Source organism: Paraglaciecola sp. (genome assembly GCF_039942875.1).
Lineage (GTDB): Bacteria > Pseudomonadota > Gammaproteobacteria > Enterobacterales > Alteromonadaceae > Paraglaciecola.
Genome location: NZ_JBDVBQ010000047.1, coordinates 71,174 through 88,841 on the forward strand (window position 1 = coordinate 71,174; position 17,668 = coordinate 88,841).

Here is a 17,668-nt window from a genome sequence, read left to right on the forward strand (position 1 = left end):
ACAACTATTAGGTGATATGTCGATATGGCTACTCCTGTTCTAATTTGTGACGATTCAAGCTTTGCACGTAAACAGATGCAAAGAGCGATTCCTGATGGCTGGGAAGTGGATATTACCTTTGCTGAAAACGGACTCCGAGCGTTGGAGATTATTCGTGAAGGGAAAGTAGAGGTAATGTTTTTAGATCTTAATATGCCTGTCATGGATGGTTATGAAACTATGCAAGCTATTAAAGAAGAAGAGCTCCCTGTAATGGTAATTGTCGTGTCTGGGGATGTGCAACCCGAAGCTAGAGCGCGAATGCTTAGCTTAGGTGCATTGGACTTTATTAGAAAACCTACTGAAAACGCTAAGCTGGTTCAGGTACTGAGCCAATTTGGTTTATATGCAGGGGAAGCTTCTGCAGCTAAGAGAACTAAAGAAGTTGTACCAGCTGCCAGTGATTCAATTAGTGATAAATTAGATGCTTACCGTGAGATGGCAAACGTCGCCATGGGGCAAGCCGGAGAAAGTTTAGCTAAATTGTTAGGTGAATTTATTGATCTACCCATCCCTAACGTTAACTTAATCACCAATACTGAACTGCATATGGCTATTGCTGATATTCAAACTAACGAAAGTGTTTCTGCGGTATCTCAGGGGTTTATTAGTGCGGGCATAAACGGTGAAGCTTTAGTTATTTTTAACGATTCTAACTTTGGGAATATGGTGAAGTTACTCAAGTACACCGATGGTGACAGTGATGCTTCCTATGAATTGGAAGCTTTAATGGATGTATCTAACATTTTGATTGGAGCTTGTTTAAGAGCACTGTCTGCGCAACTGCATTCTGTTTTTAGTCATAATCATCCTATTATTTTAGGTAGGCATTGTGATTTAGATGAAGTGTTACAGACCACATCACATCGCGAAGAAGATATGCTAGCGATTGAGATTGCCTATTCGATTAAAAGCCAAGATATAAATTTCGACTTGTTGCTTTTATTCCCTAAAAAGTCTATTGGGCTTATGTTCGATAAGCTTGTAACAAATAATTAAGAAGGGTACTAAAAAATGGCAGTTGATAGTAGCTTGGCTGAAATGCATTGGAAACATGATCTTCTTGGGTCAATCGAGGTTGGGATTGTAGTTTTAGATAAAAACTATAATGTTCAAGTGTGGAACCAATTTATGGAAAACCACAGCAGCATAGTACCCGGTATGATCCAAGATAAAAATATATTTGAGTTCTTCCCTGAGATTGACGAAAAATGGTTTTGTCGTAAAGCAGAGCCGGCATTTACTCTTAAAAGCCCTGTTTTTATTATTTGGGAGCAAAGACCCTATTTATTTCGTTTTGACTGTAATCGCCCTATTACTGCGCAGTCAGAAAGTATGTTTCAAAATATCACTATCTTCCCACTGGCTTCTTTAACTGGGCAAGTAGAACAAATTTGCTTGGTTATTTATGACGTTACCGACGAAGCGTTAGGGCGTTTACGTATTGAATCCTTAAATAAACAACTCGAAAGAATGAGCCGTCTTGATGGGTTAACAGAGCTTTACAATAGGCAATATTGGGGGGAGCAGTTAGCCCTTGAATATAAGCGTGACAAACGAACAGATGTCGCATCTGCATTAATTATGATGGATATCGATTACTTTAAAAAAATTAACGATACCTATGGGCATCTAGCAGGCGATAGTGTTATTAAGTCATTCGCTAATGTAATTAGAAAAGCGACTCGAGAAACGGACTTAGCTTGTCGTTATGGGGGGGAAGAGTTTGCGATCATTTTACCTGATACCCCGATTGAAAATGTAGAGTTTGTGGCTGAGCGAATTCGCCGTTTTGCAGAAAAGAAATTTGTTATTCATGATGGCATTGAAGTGAGTTATACCGTAAGTATCGGTGTTGCAGGTTTTAAGCCCTCTTACAAAAGCCACACACAATGGTTAGATGCCGCAGATAAAGCACTATATAAGGCCAAGGAGTCAGGTAGAAATAAAGTTGTACTTAGTGACTAGCCGCTTGAAGTTGTGCTGACGAAGTACAACTTCAATTCTAATACTGATGATTAGCGCTTATCCATCATTTAATGTTTGTTTTTCTAGTCTATTTACATCATCCCTAATAAATCGTAAGAAACATAAGCTTGGGGTGACCATAACCGCAGTCAAAATAAAGAATAAAGACCAGTTCCCGTTCATCCAATCGACAATATAACCACTTCCGGAAGCTAATACCGTTCTTCCCAATACGCCTAAAGACACCATGAGCGCATATTGGGTAGCTGAAAAGGCTCGGTTACATAATAATGAGATGAAGGCCACTAATGCGACTGAGCTCCATGCTGCTGTAAATCCATCAACAAAGATTGCTGCTACAAATAACAGCTTATTGGGTCCAACTTCAGCCATTAGTGCAAACATAATATTACTAGCTGCCATAGCGATACCAGCGATCATCAAACCTCTGTAAATACCGTAACGAATGTTAACCATACCGCCTAAGACTGCAAAGATAATGGTGACCCACCAATTAAGAATTTTTGAATAGCTACCTATATCGCTATTGCTAAACCCTAATTCTTTATAGAAAACGATACTCATTCTACCTAGGAAAGCTTCGCCAATTTTAAACAAAAATATAAACAATAAAATAGATAGCGCTAATCTAAGGCCATTGCGGCTGAAAAACTCTCTAAACGGTTCAATTACTGTTACTAACATCCAATTGAGCAATCTGCTTAAGAGATTTGGTTGCATTCCTCGCTGCTGAAGTAATTTTGTATATTGCTGTTGGGCTGAAAATTGTTGTTGTTCACGGTTGGTGACAGGCTCTTTTGAAACAAAAGCTGTGACCATTAACAAGGCCATTAATGCCGCTAATATGTAATATATTTGTGGCCAGTCCCAATTCGGTAAGTCGGCAATAAAAAACGGAATGGAGCCTAATCCACCGTAACCTGTCCACCAACCTGCGGTTGCCATTGCGGCGGCGGCGGCGAGTTTGTTTTTTTCATTAACTCCAATAATGTCGACTCGGTAGGCATCAATGGCAATATCTTGGGTGGCAGAAAAAACAGCGATTAACAATCCAAAAAGAGCTAACATAAATAAATTATCTTGAACTGATATATTCGCTATCGACAGGCATCCAAATACTATCAGGCTCTGCATGGCTACTATCCAGCCACGCCGTTGACCGAGCCAAGGCAAGCGTATTCTATCTAGCAGGGGAGACCATAAAAAATTAATGGAGTAAGCGAGAAAAATGGATCCAAACAAGCCAATCGAAGAACGTGATAATCCCTCGTCTTTTAGCCATGCACTCATGACTGAGCTGATCATCACCCAAGGAAAGCCGCTGGCGATACCAAACAAAAATATAGTGAGGAGTCTTCGGTCTTTGTAACAACGTAGAGTTTCTTTAAACGTGGCGTGCAATGTTAATTCGATAGAGTATTGTAAAACCCTATTGGATCATGTCTGCATCACATCTTCAATCATTTATTAATTTGAAAGATTAGTTTAGAGCTAAAAGTTAAGGGCGGATCCCAATGCAATCTAGTGGCAGTGGGTACTTTCCTTGATTCTCTAAACAGTCTAGACAGGTTTCGAGCTCTCCTCGTAAAAAGGGGTCTTGTAATAAAACTTCTTGAGGCCAGTAATGAACTTGATGTAAAACATGCCAGAAAACATGCTCGGTATTCTCGTAAGCTTGTTGTTTACCCTTCTTAATTTGATGCCATTCTTCCATGGTATCCCAAAAATATAGATCTAATTCTGTGTAAGGGATTTTATAATTTAAAAAGCCTCTGACAAAAAATGCCAGTTGTCTGGATTTGATTTGAACAAATGAACTGACAGTTGACACGAGTAGAGTGAGACCTTAAGTAAAGTATTATATAGACTAAGGTCTAGTATAGATAAAAAATTTGTTTTAGGGAAAAATAATAAATTTTGCATAATATTTGCACATTTCAGTATAGATACCTCCGGACATTTTTTACCACCCCATATAACTTGTCCAACCATATATTTCTTTACTTAGATAAAGACTACTTTGATTTATATTGGTAAATCCAAGCATTTTTCTTTGACGATATTGTAACTTCAAAGCCTTAATAGCAGCAACTTCTCTGTGTTTAACTGTTTGAAGCGACCACTCGTTATCACTCTCACTATATAAATCGAGCACGGGCATGGGTGTTTGAGCTATCAGGGTCGGCAGTGTGTCGTTTACTTTTCTGTCTGGCCAAAAAGGGCTAATCGCTACTAAAGCATCTGGTGTCTCCAATTTTTTTTCAGCATAAATTTTAGTCATCCAAGCAGCAGATGTTCCTTGGGCAATAACAAGAAAAAAACCTGGGTAGTTGGCAGCTCGTGTGGCTGACTCCTGTAACAATGCAATCAATTCTTCTTCATGTTTTAAGAAAGCAGCTGTATTTAATTGACTTTCAACTGACCTGCTCTGATTTTTTGGAGCAGGAACCTCAGCTACTTCATCCTTAGCTGAACTTGATTCAGCAACTTCTCCATCTGCTTGCGTCGCAGATTGTGATGTATCAGGGGTCAATGGCTCCTGTAAAGTAGGTAAAAACGCAACGTCGGGAGCTGGCATTAAAATGGTTACCCATCCCAATTTATTGAGCTGTGTAGCAAGTGGTCTAAGACTATTTTGACCTATTACTGAAGTCCCACTCTCTGCAATCATCACGGCTACTCCCAAAGTTATGGCCGTGGTATTTTCTTGTATGACATACAGAATATCTTGGTTATTCAAAACGAACTTTTCATATTGCTCTGAAAATAGGGTACGCTCCAAGTCCAACCTTTTTAATAGTTGGGTATCGGGGGCGGCCTCACTAATAAATGATGTAATTATCAGTGAGATAGTCGTTATATATTTGAAAATATTGTTGACTCAGAGTTAGGTGTATTTAGGTTATCGGAACGTGGTGCAAAGTTCTTTAACTTAGAATGGGATGGGGGTTTTAAACTCTAGAGCTTGCTCTGTCAATGGGTGCCGAAAGCTTAATGCTGCAGCATGTAAGTTAAGCCTTGGAGCCATCTTCAGAGCGTCTTTGTGGGCGTACAACCTATCACCAATAATAGGATGGTTCAGGCTAAGCATATGAACTCTTAATTGATGGGAGCGGCCTGTCACAGGCTTTAACTCGACACGAGTGCTTTGACTGTATCTCTCGATAACTCGCCAATGGGTAAGTGCCTTTTTACCCCTCTCGTAGTCTACCATTTGTTTAGGGCGGTTAGGCCAATCGCAAATAAGTGGTAAGTTAACGTCTCCAGTCTCACCTTCAACTAGCCCGTATACTATTGCTTGATAGGTCTTTGACGTTTCTCTAAGCTCAAACTGTTTCGAAATATGACGATGGGCAGCTTTATTTAACGCCATTAACATTAAACCTGATGTTGCCATATCTAGCCTGTGTACCACAGTTGCAGTGGGGAATACGGTTTGAACACGAGTTTGTAGAGAATCAAAATGCTCTCTCGCTTTACCAGGCACACTTAAAATTTCGCTTGGCTTATTTAAAAGCACAATGTCGTCATCTTGATAGACAATATCTAGATAGGGCTTGGTTGGGGGAGAGTAATTAACTATGGCCATAAGTAATCTACTAGGGGTTGTTCACAACAAAGCGAACAGCTTCTAAATGTAACTTAGCATTAGACATAACTTTTTCTAAGTTAATGATTTGCTTGGCAACATGCTCTATTTCATCATCACGAATGGCAGGGTTAACCTGTTGTAATCCTTTAAGCCTTGCCAGTTCGTCACTCAACAGTTCATTCATTTGTGCGATCCGCTGTGACTTTATAGCCTGCGCACTTTTTTCTGCATGCTGGTGACTATGCTCTAAACACTTTTCTAGTTGAGACTTTAGTGCATTTATGAGTTGGTTACCCATTTTAGGTAATACCCCATCTAAACGAGTGAAGTGCTTATCTGCCAGTTGTAAATTCGCATCTACACATACTTTTATCGGAGTGGGTGGTAAAAATCGTGCGAGCTGTAAGCCTTTATCTGCTTTGGCTGAAAGTACAAACAAACATTCTAACCAGTAACTTCCTGCTGGTTTAGATTTATCTTGGCATAGGGCGACAGCGCTTTTTCCGGTGACATCGGTTGTTAAGATATCCATTGCATGTTGGATCATTGGGTGGTCCCAACTTAAAAAGTGTACATGCTCTAATAGAGTTGCTGTGGGTCTTTCATAGGTAACTGTCATGCCTTCTTCATCTAGCCCAGGTAAAGGCCCAATCATTTTTTCGGTAGGTTTTAGCAAGTAACAGCTTTCGTCATGTTCTTCCTGCAAAATACCTAAGCTATCAAATAACCGTGTCATAAATAGCTCAAGGGTAGGTGAGTCTTCAGCGTCGTTAATTTGAGCTAAAAATTGCTCGACCCGCCCATGTCCAGATGAGTTAAGTTCTAGCAGTTTGTCGCGGCCTTGTTCTAGACGTTTCTTTAATTCTTTATGAAGTAAGGCGGTTTGATTTATTAGCTGAAAACATCTGTCTGTATTCTCGGGATGCTGAATACATTCATGCAATAGCTCTTGGGTTTCTTCGTAAACTGTCATGCCGGTTGGACAAGTATGCTCAAAAGCCCCTAATCCTTGGTGATACCAATCAAGCAACACTTGCTGTGCGCTCATATCAAAATAAGGAACATGGATACACACATCATATTTTTGACCAATACGGTCTAAACGCCCAATCCTTTGTTCTAGTAAATCTGGGACTAAGGGTAAATCGAATAAAATTAGATGATGAGCAAATTGAAAGTTTCTACCTTCACTGCCAATTTCACTACAAATAAGCACCTGTGCACCGTCATCAGATTGCGCAAAATAGTTTGCCGCTCTATCACGATCAACTATGCTCATACCTTCGTGGAATACGGTAGAGCGGGTGCCTGCTTTTATCCGTAAAGCTTCAGATAGTTGCAAAGCCGTACTCGCATTAGCGCATATAGTTAATACCTTTTTACCTTTTAATGACTTTAGCTGAGATATAAACCAGTCTACTCTTGGATCTATACCGGTCCAGGTATTGACTAAGTCAGGGTGCCTTTCAGGGGTAAGCTGTAGCTGGATGTTTTCTGGTTCACTGGCAAGTAAAGTTGCATATTCTATTGGCAACCTTAAGCCATGGCTAAAGAGTTGACGCTTCGGGAAGCCTTTCACCCCAGCTCGGCTGTTTCTAAATAGTAAACGCCCTGTACCATGGCGGTCTAATAAGGTGTGCAACAGTTTGGTTTTTTGTGTTGTAGATGCCGTATTGATGCCTTGTAGCATGTCCTTATCTGCAAACTGAGCGATAGCGTCGATATCTTCATCAGACAGCGAATCACCTGATAATAATGGGTTAATCGCTTGTGCTAACTGACTGTATTGTTTCTCTTCGTTTACAAAGCTGTGATAATCGTGAAAACGAGCGGGATCAAGTAAACGTAAACGTGCAAAATGACTTTCATGGCCAAGCTGATCAGGTGTAGCTGTGAGTAGTAGCACCCCCTTGGTAACTTTAGCTAGGTCTTCAATCACTTGATACTCTTGAGAAGGCTGTCCTTCTGACCAGGTTAAATGATGGGCTTCATCTACAACCATTAAATCCCACTGCGCTTCTAATGCTTGCTGGTAGTAACGACTGTTGTGGGTCAGGAAATCTAAACTACAAATGATTAATTGTTCTGCTTCAAAGGGGTTGCTGGCATCTTCAGCCATGGCTTCACACCGCTCAGCATCAAACACTGAAAACGCCAAATTGACTCGGCGTAACATTTCTACTAACCACTGATGCACTAAACTTGAAGGTACAACAATTAATACTCTTTGGGCTCGCTCTGTCAGTAATTGTTGATGAATAATGAGGGCTGCTTCAATGGTTTTCCCCAGCCCCACTTCGTCAGCCAGTAGCACTCTTGGAGCATGGCGGCGACCAATTTCGGATGCAATATGTAGCTGGTGAGGGATAAGGTCGACTCTAGCACCTACAAACCCTAACAAAGGCGAAGTACTATGGCTGAATTGATGCGTTAGACATTGCTCTCTTAAATCAAACCATTTAGGGTCGTCGAATTGACCGTTAAGTAAGCGTTGCTCTGGTTGATTAAGTTGAAAATGATGATCTATGAAGGTTTCTTTTAGAATCGCGGCTTCTTGATTATCGGTGCGTTCGCCAATGTAAATAAGTTGTCCGTCGATTTCTTCAACATGCTCAACGACTAACTCCCAGCCTTCATGACTCTTTACTGTGTCATCAATCGCAAATTTTATACGGGTGAGTGGCGCGGTTTGTGAAGCATAAACACGACTTTCTCCCGTTGCTGGAAACAACACTGTCACAGTACGGGCCTCTATCAATACAATGGTCCCTAAGCCTAACTCAGCCTCAGTATCACTGAGCCATCTTTGTCCCAGTGCCAAATTATCTTGTTTTGCCATTTGTATCCTCACTCGTAAATTTGTTGGCCGCTAGGACTTTTTCAACCCCCAAAGCTAAACGGCGCGCATTGTAGCAAAAATAAAATTTTATACTGTTTAAAAGTAGATGATTGTCAGAAGAAAGTGGTTTATTGTTGGTTTCAACTAAAGTAACAATTAGTTAGGGTGATAACCCAATCGTAAACCTGTAGTTAAATGTGTGTGTTTGGCATAGATAATTAAACTCAGTTGTTTACTACATCTAGTGCCAATCAAAAATACGGTTTAGCTGGCAGGCCTTTATCTGTAAATTTAGGAGCGCCGGATGCAAAAAAAAGCAGCATTAGATGAAAAAATTTATGTTTTAGATACCAATATTCTCCTCCACGAACCTCTCGCCTTTTTATCTTTTAAAGAACACGACGTTGTTGTTCCCATGACAGTCCTCGAAGAGCTCGATTACATTAAAGACAGCAAAAAAGACGTAGCCCGAGACGCTCGAGTTTCCATAAGAGCGATGGAAGACTTACTTCATGAAGCCACCCCAGAGGAGCTGATGCAAGGTGTTTCTATGAAGGGGCTTGGTGCTGGCGAAACCGCTCCTACAGGTAAATTGTCTATTTTTGTTGATCATGGCATGCCAGTTTCTCAACAGGTCTTTACCAGTAATGAAAATGATAATCGAATTATTAATAGCGCACTTTATCTTCAAAAATCACAACATCCGAAGCATATTGTTTTAGTCACTAAAGACATTAACATGAGGCTGAAAGCGAAAGGTGCCGGCCTAGCTCATGTTGAAGATTATCGTACCGATCAACTTGTTACCGACATCAAATATTTATCAAAGGGCTATCACGAATTCCCTGGCAGTTTTTGGGATGTGGTGAAGGCAGTAGATAGCCGAACCGAAGGCCGAGATACAATTCATACTATCGAGAAACAAATACTGCCAGAAGCATACGTTAACGAATTTTTAATTGACGAAAATAAGAGTTTTACAGGTGTTGTTGAGTCTATTAATGGCGACTACCTTGAAGTACTAGATTTAGGGTTCGACAGATTAATGAGTCATAAGGCTTGGGGCATACACCCTAAAAATATTGGCCAAGCCATGGGGCTACATGCCTTACTTGATCCGCATATTGATTTAGTGGTCCTGACAGGACCGGCGGGAAGTGGTAAAACATTGCTAGCGTTAGCCGCAGCCTTAGAAATGGTTGTTGAGAAGAACATGTACGACAAGATTATTGTCACTCGAAGTACTCCTGAAATTGCTGAGTCTATTGGTTTCTTACCGGGTACCGAAGAGGAAAAAATGGCGCCTTGGCTAGCGGCGATTACTGATTCATTAGAAGTGCTCCATAAAAATGATGAAAACACTAAAGGCTCTATGAGTTACATCATGGAAAAAGCCAATATACAGTTTAAGTCGGTTAATTTTATGCGTGGTCGTAGTATTCAAAATGCCATTGTAATTTTAGATGAGTCGCAAAACCTCACCGCTTCACAACTTAAAACCATTATTACCCGTTGTGGTGAAGGTACTAAGTTAATTTGTAGTGGTAACTTAGCGCAAATTGATAGCAATTATTTAAGTGCGGTTACTTCTGGTTTGACCTACTTGGTTGAGAAGTTTAAGAACTTTTCAGGCAGTGCCACATTGAATTTAGATGGGGTGGTAAGAAGTAGATTGGCTGAGTTTGCTGAAGAACAATTATAGTTTACCCTACCAAAAATAAAGTCCGTTAACATAGCCAGCTGTGTTCTCGGGCCTTCTAATTGTCACTTTTTAATTAATGACATTCACATTTACTCTGTAAGGTCTTAAAGGTAATTACATGCGCTTGCGTCACATAGAAGTGTTTCATGCTATATATACAACGGGCTCTATTACAAATGCTGCTAAATTGTTAAGTGTATCGCAACCTTCTGTCAGTAAAGTTTTGACTCACGCCGAATTACAGCTTGGTTTCAATTTATTTGAAAGAGTTAAAGGGAGGCTGATCCCAACAGATGAAGCTGAGATACTATTTAACGAAGTAGATAAAATTTATAAGCAAATACATTCCATAAGAAACTTATCTCAAAATATCAAAAAGTCTCAATTTGGTAATATCACGTTGGGCATTACTCCAGCATTGGGGTTTGATGTTATTCCTGATGTGATTGCAAATTATCACCGAGATTTTCCAAATGTAAGTTTTAACATTCAAACTATCCACAACAATGCAGTGATGCAATCTTTAGTAGAGTATAAATGCGACCTAGGAATATTATTTTCGCCGAGCACTATGCCTTCTATTGTCACTACTCCACTAGCTCAGTCTGAGTTAGTGATTGTTTACCCAAAGCAAGCGTTCCCAGATTGTCCTGATAAACTAAGCCTTGCCGATGTGAGTCATATGGAATTTATTGATATAAGAGATAGTGGTCCATTAGGTGAGATGTTTTTGGCTCGAATATTAGAAGAAGATATTGAGTTTAAGTCTTCAATTAATGTGCAAACTTATTTTATTGCTGTGCGGCTGGTTGCCCAAGGCCTTGGTGTGTGTGTGGTAGATCGCTCCACTGCCCAAGGAAATTTAAGCGATAACATTGCTATTGCTTCATTTGACCCACCACTAACCTTCGACATTAAAGCTGTACATTTAGAAAGCCAAAACAAGACAAAATTGATCGATGAGTTTTTACCTTATTTATTACAAGGTATTTCAAATATTTAAAACGTTTAAACCCACCCATAGCCTTTAGTTATGAGCTACAAAAACCTTGTCACTTTTATTATAAAAGCGCTCCATTACACTGCATGCAAAACTTCAAGCCCTCTCTTTTTTATGGACTTTAATATGAAAATTGTTACTCCTTATTTACTATTCATTGGTGATGCAACCGATCAACTTGCTATAAAGATGGCTCGCGGCGTTGCGACGTGGAGGCCTGAGCTATGTATAGGTGAATTCAGTGTAAGTGGTTGTACTGTAACTACTGGCATGGATCAAATGACGATCCAACAAGGTGCTGAAAAAGGCGCTAAATCGTTCATTTTGGGGTTCGCTAATAGTGGCGGAGTGCTCGATAAAAAGTGGGTACCTTATATTTTAGAAGCCATGGACGCAGGTATGGATATTGTGTCTGGCTTACATCAAAAGCTAAGTGATATTCCTGAGCTTGTTGAAAAATCACAGCTGACTAAAAGAGCACTTTTAGATATTCGCCATCCTCAACAGAACTTTGCCACAGGCACAGGTGTGAAGCGTTCCGGTAAACGTTTACTTACCGTAGGGACAGACTGTTCTGTGGGGAAAATGTACACCTCGTTAAGTATTGAAAAATCAATGCAAAAATTAGGGGTTGATGTTGACTTTCGTGCTACCGGCCAATGCGGAATCTTGATTGCCGGTCAAGGCTTAGCGGTTGATTGCGTGATTTCAGACTTTATTTCTGGCGCTTCAGAGTCACTTTCGCCAGAGAATAGTGCAGACCATTGGGATGTAATTGAAGGGCAAGGGTCATTGTCTCACCCTGCTTTTGCGGGTGTAAGTTTGGGGCTGCTACATGGGTCACAACCGGATGCGTTAGTGGTATGCCATGCGTTAAATCGTAGTCATATGAGAGGCCTTCCAAGTAGTCAATTCCCGAGTATTGAGGCAACCATAGCATTAAACCTGCAAGCCGCTAGATTGACTAATCCAGATGTTAAGGTGGTAGGCCTTGCGGTAAACACATCCAGCGTAAGTGAAGATGAAGGTAAACAAATATGCGCAGAGCTTAGCAAAAAGTTTGATTTACCCTGTGTTGATCCATTACGTGATGGTGCCGACAGTATTGTGCAGGCTTTATTGGCCTAAGTGTTTAAAGTACGACTTCGTGGCTGAACATACGCGACGCTAAGTCTCTAGCACTACTTGCGGATATTTCTGAAAGCGGCATATTGGCAGGTCCAGTTGGCTCCATCAAAGTGTAATCAACCCCTTCAATTTCATAGGTTTTTTCTGATGGCCTGAAGGGGAGCTTTATTCCTAAGAGTGCATGGTTAGGGAGATAAACCATGACCATTTTTATATCTGGTAATAGTGCGCGTACCAAACTTCCCATGAGCACACTTTTGCTATCGCAATCTCCTTTATTATTCGCTATGACTGACAATGGGGGCAGGTAACCGGCTCCATTTGAAGTCATGCGGTCTTGAAGTTCGTCATAGGGAATACTTTGAACCCAGCTTAGTAATAAGCTGATGTAATCCCGTGAATCGCTATTCTCAGGCACCATTTCATAAATTGCCTGTGCAATGGGAAGTAGCGAGGCTTTATTTTCATTAATGTATCGCAAATGGTCTGGTTTAACAGCTTCTTGCCCTAAATATGATTGAAAGCGGCTGTAGTAATTATCATTGAGATATTGGTCAAATGCTGACTCTTCGCTTTTGGCCATAGTCTGACGCCACTTTTTTAACAGTTTATCAGAGCGACTTTTTACATTTATCTGAATATCTTGACCTGTTTTTTTTATTTGAACCCGAGCCTCTCGTGGGTCAATTTTACGAGCTTCTTTGTGTAATTCTATGTAGACATATTGCTGTGCTAAGTCAGGAACAAAGCGTTTATGATTCTTTACATTGAATTGTTTGGTGGCTAGTCTGAAGTTAATTTCAGAAGTTTGTTCTAACTCATCATCCCAGCGATAATGGAACACAGTTTCAGCCCCATCTTTGGTTTTGCTAAATGCTGTTTGTTTACCATGCAAGGGCATAGAGAGAAATAACATAAGAAGAAACAGGCTATTACCTAGTTTGTAAGTATCTTTACACATGTATATTTTTCTTTGAGTTATCGTCCTATAAATATCAGCATAGCAGCTCTCCTAAAATATGTTTGCTAGCCAACTATTAATTTAATCGTGAAAGCTGTGGTCAATTACGTCTTTGAGGTATACTTGCTTCAACTAAGTTTGGGAGAGAAATAATGCGTGTATGTGGTGTTGAGTTAAGTGGAAATGATGCAAATGTGTGTTTGTTATCATTAGTGGATGAGGTCTTTCAAATTCCCGATTGCCGTGCTCGGAAGTTTACCTTGCCTAAAGATGCCATAAGTAAAGATATACGTTACTTCCAAAAATCTTTTGCACAATTAGTAACTGATTATAAAATCGATAAAATTGTCATTCGTCAACGTCCTATGAAAGGCAAGTTTGCTGGTGGTGCAGTAGGGTTTAAATTGGAAGCTGCATTAGAGTTATTGCAAGATGTAGAAGTCGAAGTGCTTAGTCCTACAGCGATAAAAGAGTCTTTGAAACGTAACCCCGTGCATGTGCCTATTGCCGAAACCGGTTTGAAAATGTTTCAAGAAGTAGCCTTTAATACAGCCTTTGCATACTTGATGAAAGATAAGTACGACTTATAAAACAGCCGTTAGCTTGAAGCTAAAAACAGCCTAAAATTGAAAATTTAAACGCCGTTATTTTTTAATAACGGCGTTTTTTATTGCTTAAAATCTCGCTATTTCATAATAGCTACCAGCTATGTGCAGTTATTTTTCAGCTACTTGCCAAACTGATACTGTTCCGCTTATTTCATTACCAACAATTACTAAGGCATTACCCGTTGGGCTGGTATCAGCGTCTACAAACACCATACCTTCTGGGGCACTGTCACCAATTAAGTCGCCGCCTTCGGTAATATCTCGATTGATGACGTAATCAACAAATTCGGCATTGTATGGGTTCGTTATATCGTAAACAAATATGCCACCCATACGCTCAAGACCGATAAAGGCATAAGTTTTGTCACCTATTACACCTACCGTCAATGCTTCTGGTTCTGGACCTTTGTTAGCAGACCGTGAGTCACCTTCATTTTCATCATTATTATTATTAAATGCATCACCATGAATAGAGGCTGTAATACGTTCAAAATCATCTCCAGAGTCAAACACAACTAAACCGTTGTTATCCCAAATAGTAAAGGAACGTGCGCCGTAAGCGTATATGGATTCGTACTCGCCATCTTGGTCGTCATCGCCCAAAGCAGAGGTAACGGTTAAACGACCCAATGGGTAGCTAGTAAAGTCATCATCTTCAGGATCATCACCTGCTATGGTGTCTAGGTTTGAGCCTGAAGCGTAATCTAAACGCCTAGCTTGGGTTTCATCTGTGTAAGATAAACAACCGTCATCGTCATCAAAATCTACACCGCCAGCTGCGTCACATAAGTCTTCGTCTTGCTCTCCGTCAGCATTTAAAGTATCAAAAAAGTATTCTCGTGCGTCACCTTCGTTTGCTGTAACGATAAACGTAGCGTCTTTCCATTCAAAAGAAGCAATAGTATCTGGCATGTACATGCCATAAACATCCTCATATTGGCCAAAACTAACGGTACCATCTTCCATACCATCTAGTTGATATTGGCTCCAATCTTTAAACCCTAAACCTACAATTTCAACACTGTAATCAGATAAGTCTATTATGGCTAAACCGTTGTTTTCTTGTAAGGCTACATAGGCAAATTCATTTGTTGCAGTGATATATTCAGGCTCTAAATCTTGTGCAACACTAGTGTCGATTAATGTACCGTTTATGGTTCTACCTGAAGGGTTAGGAAAGTGCATGCCCTGTGCTTCAAGCGCTTCTTGCTGGCCATTGAAGTCGGTGAAATCAATAGCTATTGCAGTATCTGCCGGCATGCTATCTGTAATAGTGATGACAGAAATAGAGCCTTCTGGGTCGAGGTTATAATCACCGCTAGGTTCACCTTCATTAGCAGTTATGGCTTTAGAACCATCAGCAGTAAAGGTAACCATATCTGGCAGGTTACCTACTTCAACAGCTTTAACGAATGCAGGTGCACTAGTGTCTAGTCCGTTATAAAACAATACAAAACCATTATTAGCTTTAGCACTTGCAGGTACAGCAATAGCCATTAAATCACCATAAACCGCTACGCTGGTTGGGCCGTCTAGGTCAACATCATCTTGAGTGGTTGGCAGCACAAGTGAATGAGATGTCATGTTGTTGGCAGTAAGAGGGTTTGAAACCGCTTCAGTTGTAATTGAAGATGCATCAATGACTTCTACTGTTGGCTCATCAGCTGCGCTATTGATTGCATAGATAGTATTGGTAGCTGCGTGGTATTGAACTATTTCAGCTGCACCTTCGGGGTCGTCTTCGTTAAGCTGAATACGGCCCACTAGGCTTAATTCGATTCCGGCATTTGCATCTACACCATCTGTTCCGTCAAGGCCATCTGCTCCGGTTTCCCCTTGGGCCCCAGTTACACCATCTGCACCGTCGTCGCCTTCTAAGGCGCACCCTGTGATTGATAAAGTTATCGCTAAGGCGATTGCCGTTTTGCTAAAAAAAGTTGATTTTGACACGATTGGATTCCTTACTCATTTGTTAATTATGACGATAAGGATATGAAAGCAGGGTGACAGTTAGGTGAAGCTGCTGTGACGGATTTGTTACACTAAAGAATACTTATAAAAAGAGACTTTGATTTAATTTAGCGCGCATTGCAGGCGACGGTTGATGTTCTGGATTTATAAATTCAATGAGGTGTGTGGCTCTTTCGCAATATAAAATATCTAGGCTAAGGCGGTTATTACCATATAGTCCTCGGTGGATCATATTAGCTGAAAATACTAATGCATCTCCATATTGTAAGGGGAGTGTTTTACCTCGAGATAAGCTTTCTGAATTTGTATGGCCATTTTGTTGTAGTCGCACTTCAAGCTCTTCTTGATTATCCCAATGCTTGTGAGAGCCAGGTATCAACTCTATACCGGGCTCATCTTTAAGGGGAATTCTAAGGTGCAGAACTTCAGGGCCAGTCAATGCGATCTTTTGCTCTTCAGGTGATAAGTGATATTGGGGATCTCTATGCCAATAATTAGCTTGGTTAGTGGTGACAGGGTCAAAAAAGAGCTGTGTTCCCATAAATAGTGGATTAGGAATAAGCTGCTCAATTACATTGAGTATCGATGTCTCACAAATTAGCTGAAATAGGCTCAGTCTCATTGCATTATTTAGGTATTGCTGCGACGTTAAGCCAGAGCTATTCACTGCTTGGTTACAATAAAACTCATAATTGTCCTGACACCAAGCACGATGAAAAACATCCACTAATTCTTTTATGGGTGAAAGCTGACCTTCGACGAAAACATTAGCTAACTTAACAAAGCCAAACTCGTCAAAGTGCTTTTTATGAGCTGAATTTATCATGTGGCCTTGTTAGCTAATGGTATCTTAATTCCTCTACTTTACCCCAAAATATGCGGTATGAAAAAACTGTGTAAGCTAAAATACAAGGTATGACGACTAGGGCACCGTAAAGTATAAACCTAAGTGATTCTGGCGCACTTGCAGCCTGCCATATGGTTAATTCGCCAGGAACTACATAAGGATAAAAACTGAAGGCTAAGCCACAAAAACAAAATATATAGACAATTACCGTAATTAAAAAGGGTAACCAGCAAGCTGAGTCATTTTCTAATGGCAACCTGTTCAGTACTAGGTAACCTATCGTTAACAGGGTAAAGCAAACAAATGGAATGAAGGCTACAAAATAGACCAATGGTGCGCTGGTCCAACGGTCAAATACAAAAGAATTTATGAGGGGGTTAACAACACAAACGGCTAAGATACCGATAAAGCTAATTATTCCCGTTAATTTCGCCCACTTTATTGCCCGCAGCTGTAAATCGTCTACGGTTTTTAGAATGAGCCATGTGCTACCAATCAATGCATAGGCACAGGTTACGCCGAGCGCACTTAGTGCAGAAAATAGATAAGCCGCAACTGACGACTCAAAGCCCATTACAAAACTGCCTAGCATGTAGCCTTGACTTAAGCTTGCTATAAATGAGCCAAGCTTGAATACTTGGTTCCAGCGATGCTTATTCACTTGCGCCACTTTAGCTCTAAAATCAAAGGCCACCCCCCTTAATATAAGCCCAATTAACATTATGGCTGTTGGAATATACAAGGTTTTGAGTATGGCACTGTGTGCGGTAGGAAAGGCAATTAACAGTAACCCCACGGCTAGTACTAACCATGTCTCATTTGCATCCCAAAATGGTCCAATTGAAGCGATCATCTGGTCGGCTTGTTGGTCGTTTTCTAGGGGGAGCAATATACCCACCCCTAAATCATAGCCATCTAAGATGGCATACACAATCACAGACAAAGCCATAAGACCTGCAAAAATAATGGGTAAATTATAATCAGCAAACATA

The 17,668-nt window shown here is 40.5% G+C and carries 15 protein-coding genes; 6 read left to right on the plus strand and 9 right to left on the minus strand.

Going from position 1 to position 17,668, the window contains the following annotated elements:
* Positions 1-24: 24 nt before the first annotated feature.
* Together ABJE44_RS16565 and ABJE44_RS16570 are read left to right on the plus strand one after the other, a co-directional pair.
* Positions 25-1,038, plus strand: a complete 1,014-nt coding sequence (locus tag ABJE44_RS16565) for a response regulator (RefSeq protein ID WP_348112683.1) — start codon at positions 25-27, stop codon at positions 1,036-1,038.
* Positions 1,039-1,053: 15 nt separating this feature from the next.
* Entirely contained in the window at positions 1,054-2,007 is a 954-nt protein-coding gene (locus ABJE44_RS16570; RefSeq protein ID WP_348112684.1) for a GGDEF domain-containing protein, read from the plus strand.
* Positions 2,008-2,064: 57 nt separating this feature from the next.
* Here the strand turns inward: ABJE44_RS16570 and ABJE44_RS16575 are convergent, their stop codons facing one another.
* From ABJE44_RS16575 to rapA, 5 genes are all read right to left on the minus strand, one after another.
* Positions 2,065-3,429: an MFS transporter gene (locus ABJE44_RS16575; RefSeq protein ID WP_348112685.1), complete on the minus strand. Its 1,365-nt coding sequence runs from the start codon at positions 3,427-3,429 to the stop codon at positions 2,065-2,067.
* 97 nt (positions 3,430-3,526) lie between these two features.
* On the minus strand, positions 3,527-3,859 hold the full coding sequence (locus tag ABJE44_RS16580) for a hypothetical protein (RefSeq protein WP_348112686.1): 333 nt from the start codon (positions 3,857-3,859) through the stop codon (positions 3,527-3,529).
* Between the two features lie 132 nt (positions 3,860-3,991).
* Positions 3,992-4,900 carry a DUF3530 family protein gene (locus ABJE44_RS16585; protein WP_348112726.1) on the minus strand — a complete coding sequence of 303 codons (909 nt, stop codon included), beginning with the start codon at positions 4,898-4,900 and terminating at the stop codon, positions 3,992-3,994.
* Between the two features lie 60 nt (positions 4,901-4,960).
* Complete coding sequence (locus ABJE44_RS16590; protein WP_348112687.1) at positions 4,961-5,617, minus strand: RluA family pseudouridine synthase; 657 nt, start codon at positions 5,615-5,617, stop codon at positions 4,961-4,963.
* A gap of 10 nt (positions 5,618-5,627) precedes the next feature.
* Entirely contained in the window at positions 5,628-8,459 is a 2,832-nt protein-coding gene (gene rapA, locus ABJE44_RS16595; protein WP_348112688.1) for an RNA polymerase-associated protein RapA, read from the minus strand.
* 304 nt (positions 8,460-8,763) lie between these two features.
* Between rapA and ABJE44_RS16600 the strand changes: the two genes are divergently transcribed.
* From ABJE44_RS16600 to dgcN, 3 genes are all read left to right on the plus strand, one after another.
* A complete protein-coding gene (locus ABJE44_RS16600) occupies positions 8,764-10,161 on the plus strand; it encodes a PhoH family protein (RefSeq protein ID WP_348112689.1) in 1,398 nt (465 codons plus the stop codon).
* 118 nt (positions 10,162-10,279) lie between these two features.
* Positions 10,280-11,164, plus strand: a complete 885-nt coding sequence (locus ABJE44_RS16605; protein WP_348112690.1) for a LysR family transcriptional regulator — start codon at positions 10,280-10,282, stop codon at positions 11,162-11,164.
* Positions 11,165-11,287: 123 nt separating this feature from the next.
* A complete protein-coding gene (gene dgcN, locus ABJE44_RS16610; RefSeq protein ID WP_348112691.1) occupies positions 11,288-12,289 on the plus strand; it encodes an N-acetyltransferase DgcN in 1,002 nt (333 codons plus the stop codon).
* Positions 12,290-12,293: 4 nt separating this feature from the next.
* Here dgcN and ABJE44_RS16615 read toward each other — a convergent pair whose 3' ends face one another.
* The gene (locus ABJE44_RS16615; RefSeq protein WP_348112692.1) at positions 12,294-13,250 is read right to left on the minus strand and encodes a hypothetical protein; all 957 of its coding nucleotides are present in this window, start codon (positions 13,248-13,250) and stop codon (positions 12,294-12,296) included.
* 152 nt (positions 13,251-13,402) lie between these two features.
* Between ABJE44_RS16615 and ABJE44_RS16620 the strand changes: the two genes are divergently transcribed.
* The gene (locus ABJE44_RS16620; protein ID WP_348112694.1) at positions 13,403-13,840 is read left to right on the plus strand and encodes a DUF3010 family protein; all 438 of its coding nucleotides are present in this window, start codon (positions 13,403-13,405) and stop codon (positions 13,838-13,840) included.
* 126 nt (positions 13,841-13,966) lie between these two features.
* Here the strand turns inward: ABJE44_RS16620 and ABJE44_RS16625 are convergent, their stop codons facing one another.
* The 3 genes from ABJE44_RS16625 to cydB all read right to left on the minus strand — a co-directional run bounded on the left by ABJE44_RS16625 (position 13,967) and on the right by cydB (position 17,667).
* Positions 13,967-15,808 (minus strand): choice-of-anchor I family protein, encoded by a 1,842-nt coding sequence (locus ABJE44_RS16625; protein WP_348112695.1) that lies wholly within the window; start codon positions 15,806-15,808, stop codon positions 13,967-13,969.
* Between the two features lie 103 nt (positions 15,809-15,911).
* Positions 15,912-16,655 (minus strand): phytanoyl-CoA dioxygenase family protein, encoded by a 744-nt coding sequence (locus ABJE44_RS16630; protein ID WP_348112696.1) that lies wholly within the window; start codon positions 16,653-16,655, stop codon positions 15,912-15,914.
* Between the two features lie 13 nt (positions 16,656-16,668).
* Entirely contained in the window at positions 16,669-17,667 is a 999-nt protein-coding gene (gene cydB / locus ABJE44_RS16635; protein ID WP_348112697.1) for a cytochrome d ubiquinol oxidase subunit II, read from the minus strand.
* Between the last annotated feature and the right edge of the window lies 1 nt (position 17,668).

What these genes read in the sequence shown, in the direction of transcription:
- ABJE44_RS16565 (WP_348112683.1), top strand. Translation starts at nt 25, where the DNA reads ATGGCTACTCCTGTTCTAATTTGTGACGATTCAAGCTTTGCACGTAAA.
- ABJE44_RS16570 (WP_348112684.1), top strand. Translation starts at nt 1,054, where the DNA reads ATGGCAGTTGATAGTAGCTTGGCTGAAATGCATTGGAAACATGATCTT.
- ABJE44_RS16590 (WP_348112687.1), bottom strand. Translation starts at nt 5,617, where the DNA reads ATGGCCATAGTTAATTACTCTCCCCCAACCAAGCCCTATCTAGATATT.
- rapA (WP_348112688.1), bottom strand. Translation starts at nt 8,459, where the DNA reads ATGGCAAAACAAGATAATTTGGCACTGGGACAAAGATGGCTCAGTGAT.
- ABJE44_RS16600 (WP_348112689.1), top strand. Translation starts at nt 8,764, where the DNA reads ATGCAAAAAAAAGCAGCATTAGATGAAAAAATTTATGTTTTAGATACC.
- ABJE44_RS16605 (WP_348112690.1), top strand. Translation starts at nt 10,280, where the DNA reads ATGCGCTTGCGTCACATAGAAGTGTTTCATGCTATATATACAACGGGC.
- dgcN (WP_348112691.1), top strand. Translation starts at nt 11,288, where the DNA reads ATGAAAATTGTTACTCCTTATTTACTATTCATTGGTGATGCAACCGAT.
- ABJE44_RS16615 (WP_348112692.1), bottom strand. Translation starts at nt 13,250, where the DNA reads ATGTGTAAAGATACTTACAAACTAGGTAATAGCCTGTTTCTTCTTATG.
- ABJE44_RS16620 (WP_348112694.1), top strand. Translation starts at nt 13,403, where the DNA reads ATGCGTGTATGTGGTGTTGAGTTAAGTGGAAATGATGCAAATGTGTGT.
- ABJE44_RS16630 (WP_348112696.1), bottom strand. Translation starts at nt 16,655, where the DNA reads ATGATAAATTCAGCTCATAAAAAGCACTTTGACGAGTTTGGCTTTGTT.
- cydB (WP_348112697.1), bottom strand. Translation starts at nt 17,667, where the DNA reads ATGTTTGCTGATTATAATTTACCCATTATTTTTGCAGGTCTTATGGCT.